The organism is Kribbella sp. CA-245084 (assembly GCF_050942355.1).
Classification (GTDB): Bacteria; Actinomycetota; Actinomycetes; order Propionibacteriales; family Kribbellaceae; genus Kribbella.
Window position 1 is genome coordinate 1,662,385 of sequence record NZ_CP192053.1, and the last position, 23,664, is coordinate 1,686,048.

Annotated in this window: 22 protein-coding genes; 12 read left to right on the plus strand and 10 right to left on the minus strand. The window is 69.5% G+C overall.

The window, feature by feature from the left end:
- Positions 1-2 precede the first annotated feature (2 nt).
- Positions 3-338 carry an MmcQ/YjbR family DNA-binding protein gene (locus ACQPYH_RS08165; protein WP_432888646.1) on the plus strand — a complete coding sequence of 112 codons (336 nt, stop codon included), beginning with the start codon at positions 3-5 and terminating at the stop codon, positions 336-338.
- On the opposite strand, the gene ACQPYH_RS08170 is transcribed toward ACQPYH_RS08165, so the two are convergent.
- Positions 318-1,541, minus strand: a complete 1,224-nt coding sequence (locus ACQPYH_RS08170) for a neutral zinc metallopeptidase (RefSeq protein ID WP_432888648.1) — start codon at positions 1,539-1,541, stop codon at positions 318-320. The genes ACQPYH_RS08165 and ACQPYH_RS08170 overlap by 21 nt on opposite strands.
- Positions 1,542-1,635: 94 nt before the next feature.
- Between ACQPYH_RS08170 and ACQPYH_RS08175 the strand changes: the two genes are divergently transcribed.
- Together ACQPYH_RS08175 and ACQPYH_RS08180 are read left to right on the plus strand one after the other, a co-directional pair.
- Positions 1,636-3,327: a DUF885 domain-containing protein gene (locus tag ACQPYH_RS08175; RefSeq protein ID WP_432888650.1), complete on the plus strand. Its 1,692-nt coding sequence runs from the start codon at positions 1,636-1,638 to the stop codon at positions 3,325-3,327.
- Complete coding sequence (locus tag ACQPYH_RS08180) at positions 3,324-4,514, plus strand: Maf family nucleotide pyrophosphatase (protein ID WP_432888652.1); 1,191 nt, start codon at positions 3,324-3,326, stop codon at positions 4,512-4,514. Before ACQPYH_RS08175 ends, ACQPYH_RS08180 begins: the two co-directional genes overlap by 4 nt.
- A 13-nt stretch (positions 4,515-4,527) precedes the next feature.
- Here ACQPYH_RS08180 and ACQPYH_RS08185 read toward each other — a convergent pair whose 3' ends face one another.
- Positions 4,528-4,728 carry an acyl-CoA carboxylase subunit epsilon gene (locus ACQPYH_RS08185; RefSeq protein WP_432888654.1) on the minus strand — a complete coding sequence of 67 codons (201 nt, stop codon included), beginning with the start codon at positions 4,726-4,728 and terminating at the stop codon, positions 4,528-4,530.
- On the minus strand, positions 4,725-6,302 hold the full coding sequence (locus tag ACQPYH_RS08190) for an acyl-CoA carboxylase subunit beta (RefSeq protein WP_432888656.1): 1,578 nt from the start codon (positions 6,300-6,302) through the stop codon (positions 4,725-4,727). Before ACQPYH_RS08190 ends, ACQPYH_RS08185 begins: the two co-directional genes overlap by 4 nt.
- Positions 6,303-6,391: 89 nt before the next feature.
- On the opposite strand from ACQPYH_RS08190, the gene ACQPYH_RS08195 reads away from it, so the two are divergent.
- The 4 genes from ACQPYH_RS08195 to ACQPYH_RS08210 are packed head-to-tail and all read left to right on the plus strand — an operon-like array spanning position 6,392 to position 12,202.
- Positions 6,392-8,083 carry a hypothetical protein gene (locus tag ACQPYH_RS08195; protein WP_432888657.1) on the plus strand — a complete coding sequence of 564 codons (1,692 nt, stop codon included), beginning with the start codon at positions 6,392-6,394 and terminating at the stop codon, positions 8,081-8,083.
- 30 nt (positions 8,084-8,113) lie between these two features.
- Positions 8,114-8,656: a hypothetical protein gene (locus tag ACQPYH_RS08200; RefSeq protein ID WP_432888659.1), complete on the plus strand. Its 543-nt coding sequence runs from the start codon at positions 8,114-8,116 to the stop codon at positions 8,654-8,656.
- An 18-nt stretch (positions 8,657-8,674) separates the two neighbouring features.
- On the plus strand, positions 8,675-9,097 hold the full coding sequence (locus ACQPYH_RS08205; RefSeq protein ID WP_432888661.1) for a hypothetical protein: 423 nt from the start codon (positions 8,675-8,677) through the stop codon (positions 9,095-9,097).
- Positions 9,098-12,202 carry a hypothetical protein gene (locus ACQPYH_RS08210; protein WP_432888662.1) on the plus strand — a complete coding sequence of 1,035 codons (3,105 nt, stop codon included), beginning with the start codon at positions 9,098-9,100 and terminating at the stop codon, positions 12,200-12,202.
- Between the two features lie 216 nt (positions 12,203-12,418).
- Here ACQPYH_RS08210 and ACQPYH_RS08215 read toward each other — a convergent pair whose 3' ends face one another.
- Positions 12,419-12,895, minus strand: coding sequence for an SCP2 sterol-binding domain-containing protein (locus ACQPYH_RS08215; RefSeq protein ID WP_432888664.1), 477 nt, complete (start codon positions 12,893-12,895; stop codon positions 12,419-12,421).
- 65 nt (positions 12,896-12,960) lie between these two features.
- Here ACQPYH_RS08215 and ACQPYH_RS08220 point away from each other — a divergent pair, with 65 nt between their 5' ends.
- The 3 genes from ACQPYH_RS08220 to ACQPYH_RS08230 all read left to right on the plus strand — a co-directional run bounded on the left by ACQPYH_RS08220 (position 12,961) and on the right by ACQPYH_RS08230 (position 17,127).
- Positions 12,961-13,587, plus strand: coding sequence for a TetR/AcrR family transcriptional regulator (locus tag ACQPYH_RS08220; RefSeq protein WP_432888666.1), 627 nt, complete (start codon positions 12,961-12,963; stop codon positions 13,585-13,587).
- A 100-nt stretch (positions 13,588-13,687) separates the two neighbouring features.
- Positions 13,688-16,315: a phosphoenolpyruvate carboxylase gene (locus ACQPYH_RS08225; protein ID WP_432888668.1), complete on the plus strand. Its 2,628-nt coding sequence runs from the start codon at positions 13,688-13,690 to the stop codon at positions 16,313-16,315.
- A complete protein-coding gene (locus tag ACQPYH_RS08230; RefSeq protein WP_432888670.1) occupies positions 16,312-17,127 on the plus strand; it encodes a biotin--[acetyl-CoA-carboxylase] ligase in 816 nt (271 codons plus the stop codon). Before ACQPYH_RS08225 ends, ACQPYH_RS08230 begins: the two co-directional genes overlap by 4 nt.
- Here the strand turns inward: ACQPYH_RS08230 and ACQPYH_RS08235 are convergent.
- Genes ACQPYH_RS08235 through ACQPYH_RS08250 form a run of 4 tightly spaced genes read right to left on the minus strand, consistent with a single transcriptional unit; the run spans position 17,099 to position 20,090 of the window.
- On the minus strand, positions 17,099-17,644 hold the full coding sequence (locus ACQPYH_RS08235) for an MOSC domain-containing protein (protein ID WP_432888672.1): 546 nt from the start codon (positions 17,642-17,644) through the stop codon (positions 17,099-17,101). The two genes, ACQPYH_RS08230 and ACQPYH_RS08235, sit on opposite strands and share 29 nt — an antisense overlap.
- Positions 17,641-18,543, minus strand: coding sequence for a helix-turn-helix domain-containing protein (locus ACQPYH_RS08240; RefSeq protein WP_432888674.1), 903 nt, complete (start codon positions 18,541-18,543; stop codon positions 17,641-17,643). Before ACQPYH_RS08240 ends, ACQPYH_RS08235 begins: the two co-directional genes overlap by 4 nt.
- Positions 18,544-18,591: 48 nt before the next feature.
- Positions 18,592-18,699, minus strand: coding sequence for an MFS transporter small subunit (locus tag ACQPYH_RS08245; RefSeq protein ID WP_422386627.1), 108 nt, complete (start codon positions 18,697-18,699; stop codon positions 18,592-18,594).
- The gene (locus tag ACQPYH_RS08250; RefSeq protein WP_432888676.1) at positions 18,696-20,090 is read right to left on the minus strand and encodes an OFA family MFS transporter; all 1,395 of its coding nucleotides are present in this window, start codon (positions 20,088-20,090) and stop codon (positions 18,696-18,698) included. Before ACQPYH_RS08250 ends, ACQPYH_RS08245 begins: the two co-directional genes overlap by 4 nt.
- A 165-nt stretch (positions 20,091-20,255) precedes the next feature.
- On the opposite strand from ACQPYH_RS08250, the gene ACQPYH_RS08255 reads away from it, so the two are divergent.
- Positions 20,256-20,882 carry a PH domain-containing protein gene (locus ACQPYH_RS08255; RefSeq protein WP_432888678.1) on the plus strand — a complete coding sequence of 209 codons (627 nt, stop codon included), beginning with the start codon at positions 20,256-20,258 and terminating at the stop codon, positions 20,880-20,882.
- Here ACQPYH_RS08255 and ACQPYH_RS08260 read toward each other — a convergent pair.
- Entirely contained in the window at positions 20,879-22,099 is a 1,221-nt protein-coding gene (locus ACQPYH_RS08260) for a GNAT family N-acetyltransferase (protein WP_432888679.1), read from the minus strand. The two genes, ACQPYH_RS08255 and ACQPYH_RS08260, sit on opposite strands and share 4 nt — an antisense overlap.
- Positions 22,100-22,165: 66 nt before the next feature.
- Between ACQPYH_RS08260 and ACQPYH_RS08265 the strand changes: the two genes are divergently transcribed.
- Complete coding sequence (locus ACQPYH_RS08265; protein ID WP_432888681.1) at positions 22,166-23,095, plus strand: hypothetical protein; 930 nt, start codon at positions 22,166-22,168, stop codon at positions 23,093-23,095.
- Positions 23,096-23,098: 3 nt separating this feature from the next.
- Here the strand turns inward: ACQPYH_RS08265 and ACQPYH_RS08270 are convergent, their stop codons facing one another.
- A complete protein-coding gene (locus tag ACQPYH_RS08270; RefSeq protein WP_432888683.1) occupies positions 23,099-23,653 on the minus strand; it encodes a hypothetical protein in 555 nt (184 codons plus the stop codon).
- Between the last annotated feature and the right edge of the window lie 11 nt (positions 23,654-23,664).

Below are 23,664 nucleotides of genomic sequence, written 5' to 3' on the forward strand. Positions count from 1 at the left end.
CCGTGCTGGACGCAGACGACGTACGACGGATCGCGCTGTCCTTCCCGGAGACGGTGGAGAAGAAGCGCTGGGGACACCCGACGTTCGACGTGGCCGGGCGGATGTTCGTCACGGTGCCGGACGACCAGACGTCGTTCGCGGTCCGGTGTCCACGGCTGGAACGTGAAGAGTTGATCGCGGCGGAACCCGAGAAGTTCTGGGTGCCGAAGCACGAGGCGGGCTCGAACTGGGTTCGGGCCCGCCTTGCCGCGCTCGAGGACGCCGACGAGTTGCACGACATCCTGCTCGACTCCTGGCAGCAGGTCGCGCCGCCGGGGTCAGCTGACGTATCTGGGTGACACCGCGAACGTGTTGCAGCTGGCTGGGTTGCCGGTCTTGAACGACGTACCCATGAACCGCTGCTGGCTCGCCACGCTGCCGTGGTCGCCCTCTTCCGGCTTGTCGCCGGCCGTCAGGACCCACTTGTTCCAGACGTAGAGCATCTCGCCGCTGATCGGGTAGCTGCGCTTGTTGACCGCGAGGAAGACGCCGGCGAAGCAGTTCGCCTGCAGCTCCATCCGGCGGGTCTGCCGGGTCCGGTCGTCGTAGTTGGTCAGCTCGTACCGGATGTTGTCCGACGCCTGCAGGATGCCGGTCATGTTCTGTACGCCGTGCCCGTACTCGTGCGCGACCGAGCGGGTGTACCACATCCGCGCGTACGCCTTGGACTCCGCGTCCGGGTACTCCGTGTACGCCTGCACGAACACGTCGACCTTCATGTACAGGTTGTTGTTGGCCGAGCAGTAGTACGGCACGCTGACCGGGCCGGTGCCGCACGGGCCGGTCGCGTTCGTACCCGCCCAGAACGTCATCGTCGGCGGACGGAACTTGTAACCGGCCTTCGCCACCAGCGGCGCCCACGCCTTGTCCAGGCAGGGCTTGATCGCGGTCCAGTACGCCGCCGCGTTGCGCGCGTTGGTCGGCCGGACCCTCGGCTCCTTGCAGTTGACCGTCTTCATCTGGCCGGCCTGGTAGAGCGCGTTCTTCGCGACGACCGTCGAATCCGACACCTTCGGCGCGGTCGTGGTCGTCGTCTCGGTGCTGGTCGGCTGCTCGGTCGGCTGCTCCGTGGGCTGCTCCGTCGGCTCCTCGGTGGGGGCTCCGGTTGGCTCGGGGGTGTAGCGGCTCGGACTCACCGGCGGAGTCGTGACGTCGTCGGCGTTCTTCTTGACGACGCCGATGATCCACCCGCCGACGATCGCGACGCCGACGATCGACAGGATCGCGATCAGCGGCGCCTTCGACTTCTTCCGCGGCCGCTGCGGCTGCCAGCCCGGACCGCCACCTTGCCCGCCGGGTCCGGGCGGGCCGAAGGTCGGACCCCAGCCGAAGCCCGGGCCTTGCGGCGGCGGCCCGCCGTACTGACGCTGTGGCGGTCCGTACGCGGGCTGCTGGTACTGCGGCGGTTGCTGCTGGTACTGCGGTTGCTGCGGCGGGTACTGCTGCGGATTAGGCGGGTACGGCGAGTTCTGGCCGGGCGGCCCGTAGGGTGGCTGGCTCAACGCCGTTCCTCTCCTGTGCGTCAGAAAGCGACCGCCACAGTATCGGCAACAAACAGGTCAGTATCGCGCGCCCCTGGACGGTAGGGTCGGCAGCGTGACTGATGCCCGCACACCGAACAGCCCGATCGACCAGCTGGCTGAACGGCACCTCGAGCAGGAGATCGTGCTCGACCCGATCACGGCCACCGAGCTGGGGATCGCCGGCCACGACCACGAGCTGCCGGACTTCACGCCGGCCGGGTTCGAGGCGCGGGTCGAGCTGACCCGGCAGACCCTCGGCGAGGCGCAGGCGATCGAGCCCGCGAGCCCGCGCGAGGAGGTCGCCAAGGACGCGCTGGTGGAGCGCCTCGGGCTGGAGCTCGAGCGCTACGAGGCCGGCGTACCGCAGCACCAGCTGAACGCGATCTCGTCGGTCCCGGCGGCGCTGCGGCAGGTGTTCGACCTGATGCCGACCGACACCGAGCAGGACTGGGAGACGGTCGCGATCCGGCTCAACCAGATCGGTACGACGCTCGACGGGTACCGCGACACGCTGCTCGAGCAGGCCGCGCTGGGCCGGATCTCCGCGGTGCGCCAGGTGAACGGGCTGGCCGAGCGGATCGCCAGCTGGACCGGTGCCGACGGCGACGACTTCTTCGCCGGGCTGGCCGCGCAGGCTCCGCAGAGCGCGGTGAAGTCGACGGTCGAGGCCGCGGCGGCGTCGGCGCGGAAGGCGTTCGACCAGTTCGGCGCGTGGCTGACGACCGACCTCGCGCCGCGGGCGCCGCAGCGGGACGCGTGCGGCCGGGAGGTGTACGAGCTGGCCTCGCGCAGCTTTCTCGGCGCAGCGATCGACCTCGAGGAGACGTACGCCTGGGGCTGGGCCGAGCTGGCCCGGATCGAGAACGACATGCAGGACATCGCGTCCGGCCTCAACGGCGGCGACCGGAGCATCGAGGCCACGGCTGCGCTGCTGGACAACGACCCGGCGCGCACGATCCGCGGCAAGGACGCCTTCCGGGACTGGATGCAGCAGCTGTCCGACGCCGCCGTCGCCGAGCTGGGCGGCACCCACTTCGACATCGCCGACGAGATCCGCACGCTCGAGTGCATGATCGCGCCGACCTCGGACGGCTCGATCTACTACACGCAGCCGAGCGAGGACCTGACCACCCGCCCGGGCCGGATGTGGTGGGCGGTGCCGAACGGCGTCGAGCAGTTCGCCACCTGGCGCGAGGTCACGACGGTGTACCACGAGGGCGTGCCCGGGCATCACCTCCAGGTCGCGCAGACGATGCTGCGGACCGACCTGCTGAACCGCTGGCAGCGGATCGCCTGCTGGGTGTCCGGTCACGGCGAGGGCTGGGCGCTGTACGCCGAGCGCCTGATGGAGGAGCTGGGCTACCTCGAGGAGCCGGGCGCGCGGTTCGGCATGCTGGACGCGCAGGGGTTCCGGGCGGCGCGGGTGATCGTTGACATCGGCATGCATCTGGAGCTGGAGGTTCCGCGCGACAACCCGTTCGGCTGGCGGCCGGGGGAGCGGTGGAACGCCGAGCTCGGGTTCGAGTTCCTGCGGGCGCACTGCCGGATGGAGGTCGAGTTCCTGCAGGCCGAGCTCAACCGGTACCTCGGCTGGCCGGGGCAGGCGCCGTCGTACAAGGTCGGCGAGCGCATCTGGCTGCAGGCGCGCGAGGAAGCCAAGCAGCGCAAGGGATCCGCCTTTGATCTGCGGACGTTCCACTCGGACGCGCTGAACCTCGGCTCGATCGGCCTGGACCCGCTGCGCCGGGCGCTGGCGAAGCTATGAGCATCCGTTTCGTCCTGGCCTCGAAGTCGCCGGCCAGGCTGAAGACGCTGCGCAGTGCGGGCATCGAGCCCGAGGTGATCGTGTCCGGCGTGTACGAGGACGACGTGACCGCGGAGAATCCGGGCGAGCTGGCACGGTTGCTCGCGACGCTGAAGGCGCGCGCAGTGGTCGCGAACCTGAGCGATCATGCGACGGTGCTCGGGTGCGACTCTGTGCTCGAGTTCGACGGGGAGCCGTACGGGAAGCCCGAGACGCCCGACGCCGCACGCGAGCGCTGGCGGATGATGCGCGGGCGCACCGGCGTACTGCACACCGGGCACTGCCTGATCGACACCTCGGCCAAGCAGGAACTGCGGGAGCTGGCGTCGACCACTGTCCACTTCGCCGACCTGACCGACGACGAGATCGACGCGTACGTCGCCACCGGCGAACCTCTCGTCGTCGCCGGAGCGTTCACCGTCGACGGGCTGGGCGGGCCGTTCGTGACCGCGATCGAGGGCGACTACCACAACGTCGTCGGCCTGTCGTTGCCGTTGCTGCGGCGTATGCTCGCGCAGGTCGGCATCGCCTGGCCCGAGCTGTGGAAGACCACCTCCGACTACGTCTACGACGAGACCGTCGCTTCGACGTACGACGACACACGCGGCGGCGTCGTCCGCGCCGCGGCTGCCGCCGAAGCAGTGGATTCGCTGCTCCCCAAGGGCGGTCGCGTCCTCGAGCTGGCCGTCGGCACCGGCATCGTCGGCGCCGAACTCGTTGCCCTAGGCAATCTGGTGCACGGCGTCGACATCTCGACCGCCATGCTCCAGCACGCGCGCGTCCGGCTCCCGGGCCACGTCGCCGCGGCCGACGCGACGCGGCTGCCGATCGCGGACCGCCGGTGCGACGCGGTCGTTGCGGTGTGGCTCCTGCACCTGCTCAACAACAGCGAGCCGGTCATCGCCGAGGTCGCCCGGGTCCTACGCACCGACGGCGTCTTCGTCACCACAACCGACAAGTCCGACGCCAGCCGCTACGCCGACGACCGCGGCCCGGACGACAACCGCTCCCAGGACGCCATCGCGCACCTCGTCGCAGTCGCAGCCCGCTATGGCCTCGTGCTGGACGGCGCGACAACGTTCCCCGGCCCGACCCGCAACACCGGCCAGGCTCCGACGTACCCGCTCATCCGATTCCGCCGCGCCTGATCTGCAGACGGGCTTACGGGTGGGCTGACGCGCGCCACTGGCCGGGGCCGGGGTGGAACGGGGTGCGGGCGTTGCGCCAGTAGGTGGCCCAGTTGCTGGCTCGCTCGGGGTCTGCGGCCGGGGCGGGAGCGGCGGAGCGGGCGGCCAGGACGGTGATCAGGGCGGCCAGCTCTTCCGGCGTGGGGTTGCCTTTGGTGACTTGGATTGTGGTCACAGGGGGATGTTCCCATGCTTCTTCGGGGGCAGGGTGTCGCGCTTGGTGCGGAGGAGGCGGAGGGCGCGGATGATCTCGGCGCGGGTCTCGCTGGGCTTGATGACCGCGTCGATGTAACCGCGTTCGGCCGCGATATACGGGTTCGCGAGGTGGTCCTCGTACTCCGTGATCAGCTCCTGCCGGCGGGCCTCGACGTCCTCGGCGGAGGCGAGCTCACGGCGGTGCAGGATGTTGACCGCGCCCTGTGCGCCCATCACCGCGATCTGCGCGGTCGGCCAGGCGATGTTCATGTCCGCGCCGAGATGCTTCGAACCCATCACGTCGTACGCGCCGCCGTAGGCCTTGCGGGTGATCACGGTGATCATCGGGACGGTCGCTTCGGCGTACGCGTAGATCAGCTTGGCGCCGCGGCGGATGATGCCGTTCCACTCCTGGTCGGTGCCGGGCAGGAAGCCGGGTACGTCGACGAAGGTCAGGATCGGCAGGTTGAACGCGTCGCAGGTCCGGACGAAGCGGGCCGCCTTCTCGGACGCGTCGATGTCGAGCGTGCCGGCGAACTGCATCGGCTGGTTCGCGACCACGCCGACCGGGCGGCCCTCGACCCGGCCGAAGCCGACGATCATGTTCGGCGCGAACAGCGCGTGCACCTCGAGGAATTCGCCGTCGTCGACGACCGCCTCGATCGCGGTGTGCATGTCGTACGGCTGGTTCGGCGAGTCCGGGACGAGGGTGTCGAGGGCAAGGTCGGTCTCGGTCGGCTCGAGATCGGCCGGGGCGTCGTACACCGGCGGGTCCTCGAGGTTGTTCTGCGGGAGGTGACCGACGAGCGCCTTCACCCACTCGATCGCGTCCTCCTCGTCACTGCCGAGGTAGTGCGCGTTGCCGGACTTGGTGTTGTGCGTCCGCGCGCCGCCGAGCTCTTCCTGAGTGACGTCCTCGCCGGTGACGGTCTTGATCACGTCCGGACCGGTGATGAACATGTACGACGACTCGTCGACCATGACCGTGAAATCGGTGACCGCGGGGGAGTAGACCGCGCCGCCCGCACACGGGCCCATGATCAGGGAGATCTGCGGGATCACGCCGGACGCGCGGACGTTGCGGCGGAAGATCTCGCCGTACAGCCCGAGGGAGACCACGCCCTCCTGGATCCGGGCGCCGCCGGAGTCGTTGATGCCGATCAGCGGGCAGCCGATCTTCATCGCCAGATCCATCACCTTGACGATCTTCTCGCCGAAGACCTCGCCCAGGCTGCCGCCGAAGACGGTGAAGTCCTGCGCGAACACGCACACCTGACGGCCGTCGATGGTGCCGAACCCGGTCACCACGCCGTCGCCGTACGGGCGGTTGCCGTCCAGGCCGAAGCTGGTCGAGCGGTGCCGGGCGAACTCGTCCAGCTCGGAGAAGGAGCCCTCGTCGAGCAGCAGTTCGATCCGCTCGCGGGCGGTCTTCTTACCGCGCGCGTGCTGCTTCTCCACGGCGCGCTCGGACCCGGCATGCACGGCCTCGTCCAGCCGGTGCTCGAGGTCCGCGAGCTTCCCGGCCGTGGTGTGGATGTTCACCGTCTCTCCCATGAACGCGCAGCCTACGCGTCAGTACGCCGTACCGCCTGTGACGTCCGCCGCAGCGCGCCGCTGAACCTGGCCGCCGCTAGGTTCTCGTCGTGGCGGACGCAGAGGTCAGTGGTCTGATCCGGAGCATCAACAGGCTCGTCGAGCGGGACACGGGGAGCTTTTCGCTGGCGATCGGCGACCAGATCACCCACCGTGTGGGGCGGTCCGACCAGCGGCAGCTGCGGCTGCTCGCGGACAACCTCGACATCCCGGCCCGGCTCGCGCCGCGGCCCCGCGAGGACGACCGGCGCGTGGAGATCCGTGCCGCTCTGGTCGAGACGGTTGCGAGCTGCGCCGGCGTACTTGAACCGCGGGAGTCGGTCGAGGAGTCGCTGTATCCCTCCGGCCGGTCCCGGTTCGAGACGGCCAACAGCCGGCTGTATGCGCAGTACGAGACGCCGCGCCTGGTCGCTGAGCTTCGTCCGGACGGGCAGTCGGACGACCTCGGTGTCTTCCTGCCTCCGATGATCGACGGCGACCTGCTGGCTGCGCATGCGTCCGTTGTGGCGATCAGTGCGCGGACCGGGCGTCCGGAGCCCGCAGTACTGCGTGAGCTCGTCGCCGCCGGGCGCGGCGCCCACGCGACGGCCGCCGCGCGGTTGCTGCTCCAGTCCCGCCCCGGTTTCACGGCCTTGCCCGCGCCGGAGCGGAACGAGCTCACGACGGCGATCGCCGATCATCTCGAAGCCCAGTTCGAGAACCACGAGCGGCAGGCCCCGGGGCCGGAGATCGGCGCCGTACTGGCGGATCGGCAGCAGTTGGCCGGCTTCGGCTCGACCGCGATCACGACGGCAAGCCAGGACGCCAACGAGGAGATCGCTCATCTGCACGAGTTCTTCGACAAGATCGGCTGGCCTCCGGCCGTTGAGACACCGGATTCGGTCAACGAGCTGTGCGGCCGCATCCAAGGCGCTGTGGGGGAAGCCCTCGACGCGCCGAACTCGCGGTGGGACGGCCAGATCAAGCGGGAGCCTGGCGCCGGCACCACTCTCGTCCTCCCTATGGAACAGGCGACAGCGCTCCGGAAGCTGATCGAGAGCAGCAGGACTCACCCGCTGAGTCCCGCGGATGCGACCGCCGCCCGCTCGGCGTTCCAGGCGGTGGCGGCGGAGTACGCACGCTGGGCCGTTCCGGAGGAGTACGACGAACGGCACGAGGCGGCGGCCGACTCGGTCGCGCCGCGGTACGTGAACATCGAGCAGGCCGTCGGCACGGCGTACGCCGAGGACCACGTGCGCGAGCTCGCCGACCGGACGCTGCCGTACGAGCTGGCGATCCAGGTGCGGCACGCGCATCCGCCGGCTGCGGACCAGCGGCTCGCGCCGGCGGCCCGCGCGTTCGCGGCGGTCATCGACAACGCCGCCGGCCTCGAGGAGGGCGAGACGCTGCGCCGGATGGCCGGCGAGGGGCGGGTCCTGATGGTTCAGTCGGCTGTCGACGAGTTGGTGGCGGCTTCCGCCGTACCGAACATCGAGCGGCCGTTCGCCGCCGGTCGGATCACCGACGAGGCCGATCGCCAGTTCGACGCGCTGGACACGGTGACCGGCGATCCGGAGCGGTACGGCACCGATATCGGCAAGATGGCCGTGTCGATGGCACACCAACGAGAACCGATGGCGCGCTTCGCGTCCGGACACGACCCGGCGTTAGCCCGCCCGCAAGCACAGCCTCGCGACTCCGCTCCGACAACGAACCGCCCCACGTCGAACCCCGATCCAAAGCGCCCGACCCTGGACCGGTGAACCGAACCCCTCGGGTGCCACGATGGGGCGGTGGAGTACGCCGAGTTCGACGCCGCACGCCGCCGCATCATCCACGCCTGGGGCAACGAGATCACCGACCCCGAACAACTCGCCGCAGCAGTCGCCGACCTGCACGAACAGGCGACGAATCTCACCAGCGGATCCGACCGCGCGATGCGCTACTTGATCGCGATGGACGAACTGGTCGCCGAGGCCTCGGAACCCGAGAGCGAGTACATCCGCCGGGCCTCCGACGTGATGATGCGGTCGAGCGGGCCTGAGGGTACGCCGGCCGAGCAGCGCGCACGGGCCGAGGCGGGGATGGCCGAGATCGCCCAGATCGCCGCCGAGGCCCCGACCGCCGGCGAGCGCGACGCCGTACTCGAGATGAACGAACCGTTGGCCGTCATCGCGGCGTCGCACCCTGACGTCGACGACCAGACCGCCAGATTCGCGGTCGACACTGCGGTGGCACCGGCAGGCCGGATCGTGGCTCCGAAAGGGGCACCCGGATCGCGGTCGACCGCGGCGGCCTTGTCGACCGGACCCAAGGCGCCCGGTCGCGATCTGTGACCATGCGATGATGACCCGATGGAGTACGGGGACTTCGATGCTGCACGCCGTCGCGTCGTGCGCGCGTGGGGCACGGAGATCACCGACCCCGAAGAGCTGGCCGCCGCCGTCGAGCGGCTCCGGGAACAGGCCGCGACCGTCGACGGCGAGGCCGACCAGGCGAAGGCGATCCGCTATCTGAAGACGCTCGACGACCTCGTCCTCGAAGCCCGCACGCCGGAGAGCGTTCCGGTCCGGCAGGCGTCCGACGTGATGATGCGGGCCTCGAGTCCGGACGGTACGCCGGCCGAGCGGCGGGCCCGTGCCGAGGCCGGGATGGCCGAGATCGCGCGGATCGCGTATGCCGCCCCGACCGCCGGCGAGCGGGATGCCGCGCTCGAGATGAACGAGACCCTGGTGCAGATCATCGAGATGATCGACCTGGGGTCCGCGGAGCAGTAGATGGCCGGCGGGATGGTCCGCAGCGCGAACAGCGAGATCCCGGACCTCGACAACGGGCTGTGGGAACGCGTCCGCGACGCGGTGGCGGCGGAGTCGGGTTCTGCGGTGTCGCTGTGGAACGGGGATCTGCATTACACCGACGATCCGACGATCCGCGGTGCGGCGTACTCGGACGGCACTGTTCGGCTGAACCGGACGCTGGTGGTCCAGCCGCTGCAGGAGATGTACGAGACCCGCGGGCAGCCGGCCACGCTGGAGCAGTGGGGGATCCGACGGAACGCGCTGAAGACGGTCTGCCACGAGTTCGACCATCTCGCCGGGCCGGAGGGGTTCACGCACGCTCGTTGGAAGGCTGACCTCCAGCCGCTGGAGTACCGGCCGCTCGAGGAGGGCGTCACCGAGGCGTGGAGTCAGGCGCAGCTCGACGCGACCGCCGATCGCGTACTGCCGCCGGACCTTGCCGCACAGGTGAAGGCGGTCCGGGTGCCGCACTCATACCCCGGGTACGAACCCGCGGCCCGCGCGTTCGCCGACCAGATCGGCGCCGAGGCGAACCTCTCCGGCAACGAGGTACTCCGTCGGATGGCGAGCCAGCCGCCCATGTCGAAGGCGCGCGCCGCAGCCGACGTGATGTTCGACAGCTCGGACCTGCCGAACCTCGTGCCCGCCGCGGAACAGGAGGCCGTCCGCGAGCGCCTCGCCACCCAGATCAACCAGGACTTCGGCAAGCTCCGCGAGCTCCACGACAGCACCGCCCCCAACCTCCGCTCAATCTCCCACACCCGCGGCGCCGACATCGCCGACTCCCTCACCGACGCAGTCCGCGCCACCGAGACGCAGTACCGCGACCAGCTGGCACAACAACACACCCAACAACTGCAACAAACCACCAACCGAGAACAACCCACCATCGAACTACCCCAACCCCAACAGACGGTCCAACCCACCCACCCCCAATTCCCGATACTCCAACCCCACCCCCCAAGACAACCCCAACCCCAGCCGCAGCCGTCGCCGCAACCGCAGCCACAGCAGCATCCGCAGCAGTCGGCGCAGCCACAGGCGCCGCAGCAACCCCCGGCCTTCCAGCCACCACAGCAACCCCAGCCGCCGCAGGCACAACCGCAGCCGCAGGCACCGGCCTACCCGCAGCCGCAGCAAGCGCAGCCGCTGCAGGCTCAGCCGCAGGCGTACCAGCCACCGCAGCCTCAACCGCAGCAACCGCAGGCACCGGCCTACCCGCAGCCGCAACCGCAGCAAGCGCAGCCGCTGCAGCCGCAACCGCAGCAAGCGCAGCCGCTGCAGCCGCAACCGCAGCAAGCGCAGCCGCTGCAGCCGCAACCGCAGCAAGCGCAGCCGCTGCAGGCTCAACCGCGGGCGTACCAGCCACCGCAGCCTCAACCTCAGCCGCCGCAGGCTCAGCCGCAGCAGCCCCAGGCACCGGCCTACCCGCAGCCGCAGGCGCAGTACCAACCGCAGCAAGCGCAGCCCTCGCAGGCACAGCCGCACCAACAGGCGTACCAGCCACCGCAGGTCCAGCCGCCGCAGGCTCAACCGCAGCAGCCGCAGCAAGCGCAGCCGCAGCAGGCGTACCAGCCACCGCAGCAAGTCCAGCCGCTGCAGGCTCAACCGCAGCAGCCACCGGCGTACCCGCAGCAGGCTCAGCCGCAGCAGGTCGTCCCGCAGCAACAGCCGCAGTACACCCAGCCGCAGCAGCCACCTACCTACCCGCGGCCACAGGCGTACCAGCCACCGCAGCAAGCCCAGCCGCAGCCCGCACAACCGCAGCAGCAGCCGCAGTACGCCCAACCGCAGCAGCCAGCTACCTACCCGCAGCCGCAGCAGGCACCAGGCCAGCAAGCCCAGTGGTGGCCGCAGCAGCAGCCGGTCCAGCCACAGAAGACTCCCGGCCAGCCGCAGCGGGCCCAGCAGCAACCGCAGCCGTGGCAGCAGCCGCAGCCCCCACAGCCGCAGCAACAGTCGGCGTTCCCGCAACAGACTCCTGGCCAGCTGCAGCCGCAGCAGCCTGCGCAGCCGCAGTACGCCCAGCCGCAACAGCCGCAGCAAGCGTCGGCCTATCCGTCGCCGCAGACCCGCCTGCAGCAGCAGTACACCCAGCCGCAGCAGGCGCCGGGCCAGCAGCAGTCACTGGCCCAGCAGGAGACCCGACGCCGGTGGTGGCAGAGGCGCCAGCCGCAACAGCAGTCGCAGCAGCCGCGCAACCCGCAACAGCAGCAACGCGGGCAACAACCACAGCCGCAAGCTCCGACGTACCCGCAGCCGCAAGCCGCTGCCTACCCGCAGCCCCAGGCTCCTGCCTACCCGCAGCCACAGCAGGCGCCGGGCCAGCAGACCCCAGGACAGTCGTGGCAGCAGCCGCAACAACCTCCTCCCCAACAGACTCCGGGCCAATGGCAGCCGCCGCGTGGTCCGCAGCACGAGGTTTTCCACTCGCCATCGCAGCAGCAGTCGCAGTCGGGTCAGCAGCAGCCGGGGCAGTGGCAGCCTCCGCGTGGACCGCAGCATGAGGTGTTCCACTCGCCGCCGCCGCAGCAGCAACCGCAGCAGCAGGGCCAGCAGCAGGGCCAGCAGCAGGGCCAGCAGCAGGCGGGGCAGCCTGGGCGGCAGGGGATGGGGCAGTGGCAGCAGGCGCCGGGGACGCAGTACTCGCAGGGGGCTCCGCAGCCGGTGGCTGGGCAGTGGCCGGCGCCGCAGGCTTCTCAGCGGCAGCAGTTTCCGCCTCCGACGCAGTACGGACAGCCGCAGCCGGCTCCCCAACAGCAGGCTCGCCAGCAGCAGCCGGCTCCCCAACAGCAGGCTCGCCAGCAGCAGGCACTGCCCGGGCAGCAGGCCCAGCCGGGACAGCAGGCCCAGGCGGGGCAGCAGCAGTGGTGGCAGCAAGGGCCGCAACAGCAGCAGGGGCCGCAGCAGCCGCCTGGCTCGGGTGCGCAGGATGTGGCGGCCTTGCGGGCTGTGCTTGATCATCAGGCGCCGGCGGCGGGAGCTACGCGAATGGCGCAGGGGCAGGCGGCGTCCGCTCATCGCGGTGGTGCGCACCAGACCGAGCAGTCCGCCGGCCGCTCTACAGACAGCCCCAGCCGCTAAGCACACAGGCCCCATCGCAAACAAGCTCCAGGCGGGCTGGCCGCGAACCAGCTCCAGAGCAAGCCCGAGGGCAACCAGCCTCAGGCAGGTCCGACCCGCTGACCAGCTGCAGGCGGGTCCGATCGCGAACCAGGTTCAGGCGGGCCGGCCGCGAACCAGCTCCAGGGCAGGCCCGACCGCTGACCAGCTTCAGGCAGGCCCGGCCGCTGGGCGGCGTCAGGTGGGGCCGACGGTGAAGAGTTTGGTTAGGCGGGCGGCTTGGGCTAGGTCGCCGCGGACGGAGAGGCGTTGTTTGAGGACTGCCACGATGGGGTCTTCGTTGCCGGTGACTATTCGGAGCAGGGTGGCGGGGTCTGTGCGGATGGAGATGTCCGCGGGAGCGGGCTGTCTCGAGAGCATCGTGCATCGGCTGTCGTGGACGTGGATCCAGTACTCGTCGACGGAGTGACCGTCCCCGCCCGCGCCGGTGATCTGCCAGCTGATCACAGCGTCGAACCCGGCGGCCCGGGCGGGTCGGAGGTACTCCGGCATCCGGCGAAAGATCTCGCGCAACGCGACCTCTCGCACTCCCCCGATGAGACGATGCCGAAGCTCCCGCTCCGACGTCCGGTCGACCAATCGGGCCAGCTCGCTCGCGTCCAAGGTCGTGATGCCCTCGGACTCGAGCCAACCGGCACTGCCTCGTTCGGTCATCGACCACCCCCGCGGCAGTTCCTACCGGACTGTAGGAATTTCCTACGATGCGGTAGGTTTGTCAAGTGGTCGAGGACCCTGAACGACGTCGGCGGGCTCGTCATCTCGGTCCGGAGCGCCGTCGCCCGTTGATCCTGGATGCCGCGCTCGAGGTTTTCTCGGCGAACGGCTTCGCCGGTACGACGATGCAGTCCGTCGCGGACGCGGCCGGCGTCACCAAACCCGTCGTCTACGACTCGTTCGCGAACCGCGACGAGCTGCTCCTGGCCCTGCTCGGCCGCGAGGAGCAGCACCTGGTCGTCTCGATCGTCTCCGCGCTGCCCGCGGACCCGAGCGTCGGTACCCCGGAGGAGCACGTCCTCGAGGGTCTGACCGCGTTCCTGACCGCGGTGTCCAAGCAGCCGCAGTCGTGGCGCATCGTCTTCGGCGCGCAGTACGGCGCTGCGCCCGTCGTCGCCGAGCGGGTCCGCGCCGCCCGCGCGTTCCTGGTCGAGAGCCTGCGCCTGACCCTGCTCCAGTCCCTCCCCGGCGTCGCGGACCCCGACGCGAACCTCCCGGTCCTCGCCGAGTTGCTCGCCTCGATGACCGAGTCCTGCGCCCGGATGCTCGTCGTCGACGGCACGGACCGCAGCCCGGCCGAGCTGGCGAAGACCGTCTCCCAGGTCGTCGCCGGCGGCTTCGGCAACGTCTGAGCGCGACATACTGTGAAGTAGCTGAACGCGCGGTCACGATCGGCTTCCAGTGGTTGGACTGTGCGGCGTCGATGGGCGTCCGCCGATAGGGTGGGCGAACGTGAGCGAGACCGGTAGTGAGACCCGTACCCGCGCGCGGTTCGAGGTGCCTGAAGAACTCAGGGCCGACGTCCGCCTGCTCGGCGAGATCCTCGGCAAGGTTCTGGTCGAGTACGCCGGGCAGCCGCTGCTCGACGACGTCGAGAAACTGCGCGAGCTGACCATTGCCGGTGACGGCGCCGCGGCCGAGCAGTTGGTCGCGTCGTGGCCGCACGAGCGGGCCGAGGATGTCGCGCGGGCCTTCACCTGCTACTTCCACCTGACCAACCTGAGCGAGGAGCTGCACCGCGCCCGGGTACTGCGGGAGCGCGACCGCGCCGGCAGCGAGGCCGTGGTGTCCGAGCTGGCCCAGGCCGTCGAGCAGATCGCCCGCGACAGCGGCGAGCAGCAGGCCCGCGCCCTGCTGAACGGGCTGGAGTTCCGCCCGGTGCTGACCGCGCACCCGACCGAGGCCCGGCGCCGCGCCGTACTGGCGACGATCCGGCGCATCTCCGCGCTGCTGGACGAGCGCCACGACCCGCGGGCAGGCGACAGCGACCTCGCGGAGAACCGTCGCCGCCTCGTCGAGCAGGTCGACGTCCTCTGGCGTACGGCGCAACTCCGTACCAGCCGGCCCACTCCGCTGGACGAGGTGCGGTCCGCGATGGCCGTGTTCGAAGAGACCCTGTTCGATGTCGTAGGCAACGTGTACCGCCGCCTCGACGACGCGCTGGCCGGTGACGCAGCCGGCACCCGTACGCCGGTAGTCGCGCCGTTCGTGCACCTGGGTTCCTGGATCGGCGGCGACCGGGACGGCAACCCGAACGTCACCGCAGCGATCACCCGGGAGGCCATGCAGATCCAGGCCGACCACGTGCTCCGGGCGCTCGAGCAGGCGACCGAGGAGCTCGGCCGCGCGCTCACGCTGGACGCCGCAACCACTCCGCCGTCCGCGCCGGTCCGCCGCATCCTGGAGGACGCCCGGGCGGTCAACCCGGAGCTGATCGCTGACATCGAGACCCGCTCGCCGGCCGAGCCGCACCGGCAGCTCCTGCTGCTCGCAGCGCGCCGGCTCGCCGCGACGCGGTCCCGTGACGCCGACTTCGGCTACCCGCGGGCCGCTGACTTCCTCCACGAGCTCAAGGTCTTGCAGGACTCGCTGGTGACAGCCGGCGCACCACGCCAGGCGTACGGCCAGCTGCAGCAGCTCATCTGGCAGGTCAACTCGTTCGGCTTCCACCTGGCCGAGCTGGAGATCCGCCAGCACTCCGCAGTACACGCCAAGGCTCTGGAAGAGGTGCTGGGCGGCGGGGAGCTCTCCGACCAGACAGAAGAAGTGCTGGCCACGCTCCGGGTCATCGGTCAGATCCAGCAGCGCTTCGGCCCCGAGGCCTGCCGTCGGTACGTCGTGTCGTTCACCCGCAACGCCGGCGACCTGGCAGCCGTCTACGAGCTGGCTGACGCTGCGCTGGACGGGCGCCCGATCGAGCTGGACGTCGTACCGCTGTTCGAGACCGGTGAGGACCTGCAGAACTCGGTGGAGGTGCTGGACAACGCGATCCAGCTCACCCGGGTGCGGCACCGGCTCACCGCGAACGACCGGCGCTTCGAGGTCATGCTCGGGTACTCCGACTCCGCCAAGGATGTCGGGCCGGTGTCGGCGACGCTGGCGCTGTATGACGCGCAGGCGCGGATTACGGCGTGGGCGCACCGCAACGCGATCCGGCTGACCCTGTTCCACGGTCGCGGTGGCGCGCTGGGTCGCGGCGGTGGTCCGGCGAACCGCGCCGTACTTGCGCAGGCTCCCGGGTCGGTCGGCGGCCGGTTCAAGCTGACGGAGCAGGGCGAGGCGATCCCGGCGCGGTACGGGAACGCACCGATCGCGCAGCGCCACATTGAGCAGGTGACCGCGGCGACGCTGCTCGCATCCACTCCGGCGGTGGAGGAGCGGGCCACGGCGGCGGCGGAGCGGTTCGCGGTGATGGAGAAGACGCTCGACGAGGCCGCGCGTACGGCGTACCACCAGCTGGTGAAGGCGGACGGGTTCGCGGAGTGGTTCGGCCGGGTGACTCCGCTGGAGGAGCTCGGTCAGCTGCCGCTCGGGTCGCGGCCGGCGCGGCGTGGTGTGGCGGTGTCGTCGCTGGAGGACCTGCGGGCGATCCCGTGGGTGTTCGCCTGGTCGCAGGCCCGTGTGAACGCACCGGGTTGGTACGGCCTCGGTACGGCGCTGTCTGCCGTCGGGGACGTCGCACTGCTGCAGGAGGCCAACCAGAACTGGCCGCTGTTCCAGGTGATGCTGGAGAACGCGGAGATGTCGCTGGCGAAGACGGACCGCCGCATCCTCGGCCGCTACCTGGAGCTGGGCGACCGGCCGGAGCTGACGCAGCTGATGCTCGACGAGCACGCGCTGACGACCGAATGGGTGCTCAAGGTGCTCGGCGAGGAGCGACTGCTCCAGGGGCGGCGGGTGCTCGGCCGTGCGGTCGAGCTGCGCAACCCGTACGTCGACGCGCTCAGCTACCTGCAACTGCGTGCACTGCGGACCCTGCGCACCGACGACTCGCTGGATGAGGAGCAGATCGTCCGCACTCGACGGCTGCTGTTGCTGACCGTCTCGGGCGTTGCCGCCGGTCTGCAGAACACCGGATGAGATTCAGCGACCTGGAGCGGCCCCCGCTGGACGAGAAGTTCCTGCGGGGCCGCTTGGTGCGTCCCGGTGCGCTGTGGACCCAGATCGACGTACTCGCGGAGACGCCGTCGACCAATGCGGTCGTGGCCGCCGCGGCCGCTGGTGGCCAGGCCGAGGGGCTGGTTGTCGCAGCGGAGTACCAGTCGTCCGGTCGCGGGCGGCTGGGGCGGACGTGGACCACACCACCGCGCTCTGCCTTGCTCATGTCCGTTTTGCTGCGCCCGGTGACGGTGGAGGCGGCTCGCTGGCCGTGGCTCGGTCTGCTGGTTCCGCTGGCTGTTGCGGCTGCAGTGCGTGCCGTTGCTGAGGTCCCGGCGCAGGTGAAATGGCCGAACGACGTCCTGGTCGAGGACCGCAAGCTGGCGGGCATCCTGCTCGAGCGGATCGAGGGACCCGCGGCCGTGGTCGGCATCGGCCTCAACGTGACGCTGCGCGAGTCGGAGAAGCCCCATGAGGCCGCGACGTCGCTGGAGTTGGAGAAGGCCGCAACGACCGATCGCGCTACGGTCATGGCCGCCGTACTGCGTGAACTCGCCTCTCGTTACCAGGCCTGGGTCGACGCCAAGGGTGACCCCAGCGTGGTGCTTCCGGAGTACCGTGAACTGTCTGCGACGCTGGGGCGCGCTGTGCGGGTGGAGCTACCGGACGGCACGTTCTTGGAAGGCACTGCCCGTGACCTGGCTGACGATGGTCGGCTCATCGTCGACACCGCTGATGGCCCGAGACCCTTGGCAGCAGGCGATGTCACGCACCTGAGGACAGCTGGCCAATAGTGCGGCCCTGGTCCGGACGGTGGACCACGACGATCCGGTTGCCTGCCCGCACCGAGCCCGTCTGCAGCACCTTCAGATAGGCACCTACTCGACCGGTCTTCGCGAAGCGGTGGTGGAACCGGTGGATCCCCATCCGCCCCGACAAGTTCCCGCACGGCGTACGCGGCGAACTTACCTCGACCAGGATCCCGTTCTTCGGCCCGCCGATCCGCCACCGCTCGCCGATCATCGCGCCGGTGATGTCGAGCCCGGACGTCGTCAGGTTCTCGCCGAACAGCCCCGGCGGTATGTCACGATCCAGCTCGATGGACCACCAGCCCGCGTCTTCCTCGGCGTACGCGTAGAGCGCCTTGTCCGGCCCGCCGTGGTACCGCGTATCGCACTGCCGATCACCGACCAGCCCGAGCTCGCCAACCTGAACCGCCCCGCGCACCGGCCGCTTGTCGATCGCCGTCCATCGAGTCGGCCCGCGGATCACCTCATGCACAACGTTGACCGCCACCACCCGCGCATTCATTGGCTGATCCAACGAATCGGATCGCCGCTGTCCAGGTCGTCGCAGCCCGCGTCGTGCAGAGCGCCGGCGACGAGCGTGCGGCGGTACGACGCGAACGTCAGCACATGCGCGATCATCCCGCCGGCCGTGTAGACCTCGGCGTTCTCGCCCGGGCAGACGATCAATTCGTCGAGCCGGTTCGCCGCACACAACTCACCGATCTCGCCCGCGAACGCCGGTCCGACCACCTCGAGCCGGCGCCGCATGCTCTGCACACTCTCGCCCCGCTCGACCGAGAAGTCGTACTCCTGGCCGGTCAGGTTCGCATGCCACATCCCGAGCTGACCGACCAGCCGGGACAGCAGCGAGCGCAGCGTCGGGTGGTCGTCGATCCCTTCGACCGAGATCTCGATCGGCCGGTCGAGTTGCTCGTCGGTCAGCGTCGCCGCCTGCCCGACCATCTCCCCGAGCAGCCAGATGTGGTGATCGACCATCGTCCGTACCAGATCCATCGAACTCACCTCGTCCCTGGCCGCCACCCGCAGCCCGTTCGGCGGGTGGAAATGGATGCCGCTCGGCGCGTCCAGCCGGATCCGGTCCGGCCGACCACGCCATTCCGCGGGCGGTACGCCGTACGCCCGACCGAAGGCACGCGTGAACGCCTCGTGCGACCCGTACCCGGCCTCGACCGCGACATCGAGGATGTGCCCCGGCCCGGTCAGCAGCCGGTACGCCGACCGCTCGAGCAGGATCCGCCGTCGCAGCGCGCCCGGGCGCTCGCCGGCCGCGGCCGCGACCATCCGATCGAGATGCGACCGCGAGAGCTGGAGCCGCGTGGCGAGGTCGGCGGCGTTGACCGCGTGGTCGTCGAGCGCGTCGGCCAGTACGTCGACGAAGGCGGCGAGCACGTCGGTGGTCATGCCACCATCGTGCCGCCGCCCGGGTCGTCGTGCTTGATCGTTTTCGCTTTACTCGGTGAAGATTTTTGCGGCGGTGATCAGCGTCTCGATCACGCCGTACCCGAGGAGGACGGCGACCAGGAGCCAGGAGATCACCAGGCGTGGGGTCTGGTTCATTGGGTTGCCTCCACCGTGGACTCAGACTTCTCGTGGAACCGCGCGGACACCGAACGGATCATGAGGTTGGCGACGAACCCGACCGCCAGTACGCCGACCATCGTGAACAGCGCCGGCCGGTACGCCGAGGCGGTCAGCGTGCCCGGTTTGCCTTCGTGGTCGAGGAAACCGTTGATGATGAGCGGTCCGGCGATGCCCGCGGCAGACCATGCCGTCAGCAGCCGCCCATGGATGGCGCCGACCTGGTAGGTGCCGAACAGATCCCGCAGGTACGCCGGAACTGTCGCGAATCCGCCGCCGTAGAACGAGATGATGATCGCGGCGAGCAGTACGAAGACCACCGTGCTGGTGTGGCCGACGGTCGCGAGCAGGGCGTAGGCGATGATTCCGACGCCGAGGTACATCGCGTAGATCGGCTTGCGGCCGATCACGTCCGACGTCGTCGACCAGCCGAACCGGCCGGCCATGTTGAAGATCGACAGCAGACCGACGAACCCGGCCGCCGCGGCCACCGCGACGCTCGACTTGCCGTCGTCACCGCGGAAGAAGTCCTGGATCATCGGGCTGGCCTGCTCGAGGATGCCGATCCCCGCGGTCACGTTGCAGAACAGCACGACCCAGAGGAACCAGAACTGCGGCGTCTTGATCGCGTTCGAGGCCGACACGTTCGCTGTGGTGACGAGCGCCTTCTGCTGCACGGTCTGCGGGTCGAAGCCTTCCGGCGTCCAGCCCTCGGCAGGCACGCGGATGTTGAAGACGCCGAACATCATGATGATGAAGTAGCCGAGTCCCAGCGTGACGAAGAGCCCGACCAGCGCGCCGCCGCCCGCGACCGACGTACTGACGTTCGGGTCATAGTTGGAGTCGTAGAGGCCGAGCAGTTGGCGCGACAGCGGGCTCGCGACGAGCGCGCCGCCGCCGAAGCCCATGATCGCCAGGCCGGTCGCGAGACCCGGGCGGTCCGGGAACCACTTGATCAGGGTCGACACCGGTGAGATGTAGCCGATGCCGAGACCGATACCGCCGATCACGCCGTACCCGAGGTAGACCAGCCAGAGCTGGCTGGTACCGATGCCCAGGGCGCCGACCAGGAAGCCGGTGGCCCAGAAACAGGCGGCGACGAACATCGCTTTTCGTGGGCCGTTGCGTTCGACCCAGGTGCCGCCGACCGCGGCGGACAGGCCGAGCATCACGATCGCGATGCTGAACACCACGCCGACCGCGGTCTGACTGCTGTCGAAGTGTTTCACCATCGAGGTCTTGTAGACGCTGGTCGCGTACGCCTGCCCGATGCACAGGTGAACGGCCAGCGCGGCCGGCGGGATCAGCCAGCGGCTGTACCCGGGCGGCGCGATCGTGTGCTCCCGATCGAGTATCGACAAGATTGCCATCACGGCTCCCTCTCGTCCCCCAGTTGATAACCCCTCGCGCATCTTGGCTCACTGTATGCACTTTGTGAAGTGTTGAACCACTTTGCTGCCTGTTCGGTACCGGGCGGTTGCCCCCGTTCGTGTCGGGAGGGGGCAATCGGACCCGGTAGCTGTGAGACTGGGGGTATGGCGATCTCGGCGAAGTTGTTGGGTGAGGACGAGTACGTCGTCGTCAGCACCCGGACGCACTGGAAGGCGCTGATCGGGCCGGTGCTGCTGCTGCTCGTGGTGGCGGGCGCCGGTGGTTTCCTGGCCGCGATCGTGCCGACCGGGTCGTTGCAGACCCCGGCCCGGATCGCGATCCTCGCCGTCGGTGTGGTGATCCTGGCGACGTTCGCGCTGAAGCCGTTCCTGAACTGGTTCTTCTCGACGTACACGATCACGAACCGGCGGCTGATCACCCGGCACGGCATCCTCACCCGCACCGGGCGGGACATCCCGCTGATGCGGGTCAACGACGTGTCCTACGAACACGGCCTGATCGACCGCATCCTCGGCTGCGGCACGCTCCACATCGAGTCCGCCGGCGAGCGCGGCCAGGTGGTTCTTCCCGACGTACCGCACGTCGAGCACGTCCACCTGCAGATGTCAGACCTCCTCTTCGGCGGCCCCGAGGGCAAGCCCGGCGACGGCATCCTCGAAAACGAAGACCCGCCCGAACACATGCGCCGCCGCCCGCAACAACCGCAACAGCCCCAGCAGCCCGGATCGGACGACGGCCAAACCCTTTTCAGCTCAGACGACGACCGCTAGAAGACCTCGAGGCCTACTGGTGCCAGCGGCCAGCGGAAGGCTGCAGTTGTTTGGTTGAGGGTGCCGGGGGTGTGTTCGGTGACTCGGCCGGTTGTTGCGAACTCGGCTAGTGGGCGGCCGCCTAGGTAGGCCGCGGCTAGTTCGGATACCGAGAGGGTCAGGTCGGCCCTGTCGTCTGTGGGTTGGCAGGAGACGGACGAGCCGGTCGCGGTGAGGCGGTAGCGGCCTGTGTTGGACTCGATCAGGTTGTCGGTGACCTCCATGACGACGTCGACGGGGACGGCGTACTGGCGTTCCTGGAGGGCTCGGCGGACGTCCGTGATGCGGATCCAGAGGGACTCGCTGACGCGGCGGTCCAGGGCGGTCGGTGTGCTCACCAACTGCAGGAGGGGCTCGTCGATCGCGGCGTAGCCGTAGCCGAGTTTGGCGCTGAGATCCATGGTCAGGAGGTGTTGCCAGAGGACTCGGTAGGCCGCGGGCGAAGGGGCAACCAGCTCGTCCACGTGGACCTCGTACGCCGGACCGGTCGGGCCCCAGACCATCTTGCCGCGCCACAGTGCGTAGCCGTCGACGGTGGCGGTCTCGTCTCGGTGGACGACGATGCGGAGGGCGGTTCGGCCGCCGCGGTCGTCCGGCTTGTCTTCCAGGTGTTTCTGCCAGCGCAGCTCCGAGCGATCGGACACTCCGGGCCGGAGCTTCTGCATCGCGACCAGCAGGCGCGGCAGCTCCTTGAGCGCCTCGTCCGCAGACAATTCGCCGAGCTCGCCCGGGCGGATCGGCCCGGTCGGCGGGCCGACGCGGTGCAGATCGACCTCGTACGACGTGCCCCACGCGGCAGCGGCGTACCCGAAGCGGCCGTAGATCGCCGGCTCGCTGGCCCAGAGGACCGCGATCGCCTCCGGCACCTCGCGCAGCTGCTGCCCGATCAGCCCGGACATCACGCCACGCCGTCGGTGCGTCGACTTCACGCCGACTCCGGTCACATGCGCCGCGGGCACGACACCGCCCGGCACCGACAGGTCGCGCGTCAGTGCACGCGTCGTACCGATGATCTCGCCGCCGTGGGTCGCCACGAGCGCGCGCTCGGGCTCGAACAGCTGCTGCCCGAGATCGTCGGGCGTCACCTCGAACATCATCGCCGCGCCGAACACGGCCTGGACCGCGTCGTACTCGCTCGCCTGGGCCGTCCGCACCTCGATATCGGTCACGTACCGCATCTTCACACGCCCTACCGACAACTACAGCCCTCACGCGAGCATCAAGGCAGCTGAGAGGTGGTGCACATGATCAAGATTCTCGGAGCGACGACGGCGGCTCTGCTGATGGCAGCAGGCCTGATCCCCGGAACAGCGGTTGCAGGGCCGAACCGAGTGGCTACGCCGAGTGCGGCGTCTGTCGGGGGCTGCGCGGTGTCGGTGGGGTCCGTGACGGCGGGGGGTGACCACCGGGGCCAGGGCGTCTTCGCGGCTCTGCCGCCGACGGCGTCGGCCAGCACCATCCTTGGGGGCGGGGTGTACCCCGACGGAGCGGTTCGGATCAGCTCCTCGATGTCGTGGGGCGATGACGGAGTCAGCATCGCCTTCGTGTCCGGTTACAGCGTCCTGGGGGATGCGCTGTACTACGCCCAGTACGCCTCGACAGACGGCACGATAGATCGTCCGCCGTTGAAGCGGATCGGCGGTGGCTGGGGAAGCTTCGTCGCTCTCGACACGACCTTTTACTACGGCACAGTGGGGAAGCGGAGCAACGCCTTCGGACTCAGCAACGACGGCACGCTGTACCGCTGGACCATCGACAGCAAGGGTGTCTGGCGGAACAAAGCATCCGCAGCCGGGTTCGCCTCGGTGAAGTCGATGGCACTGATCAGCTCGACCAAGACGTACGACACGTTCCTCGCGAACACCCGCGGCGGGGCGCTGTACACGATCCACATCCCGACCACCGCGCCGATGAAGCCGATCGTCAAGCAGGTGCGCAGCGCGACGTGGCAGGGCTTCGAGACGCTGCTCGCGCAGCAGTGCGGCCAGTACGGCACGCTCCTGCTCGGCATCGACCGCGACACCCACACCGGCTACGTGTACGCCGTTGGTCACGCCACCGGGCCGACCACCGTCATCCAGTCGTTCGGCAAGGTGCCCGGCACCTTCACCGACCCGGTCTACTTCCACTGGACCGACGGCAACGCCACCTTCAAGCCGCCGTTCGGAGAGTGACTCTCAGACAGCTTCGACGTTGTCGATCAGCCAGTGGCCGGCGACTGACTGCAGCGTGAGGACTACCCGGGTTCGCTGGACGCTGGGCGTCTTCAGAGTCTTGGTGGTTGTAGTGGTGTCGACGAAAAGGAGGACATGGGCCGTCGTGGCGGTCGCGTCCTGGACTGCGGCCTCTTTGACGGCGGCCTTGGCGACGGCCTGCTGGCTGAGTTGCTGTGGGCGGATGGCGGCCACTGTCTGGGCGAACTCGGCCCCGAACTTCTCCGTCGTGACCTTCCGCGTCGCTGCCGCGTAATCATCGAGCTTGCGATAGTCGTAGCTGAACAGGGCGACCACATTCGTCTGTGCGGCCGCGAGGACGTCCTTCCGCAGCTGCTCGTCGGGCCCTGCCTCGTCGAGCTTCTGCTGCAGGTCGTCGGCGCGCTTCTGCTGTGTGTTCGCATCCGACCGTACGAGGGCGACAGCAGCGATCCCCGAGCCGATGGCGGCCACCAGCAGTACACCGAGAACGATGCTGACGACAACCGCCGGGTGCAGGCGCGATGGAGACTTGCTCATCCGTTCGGCCG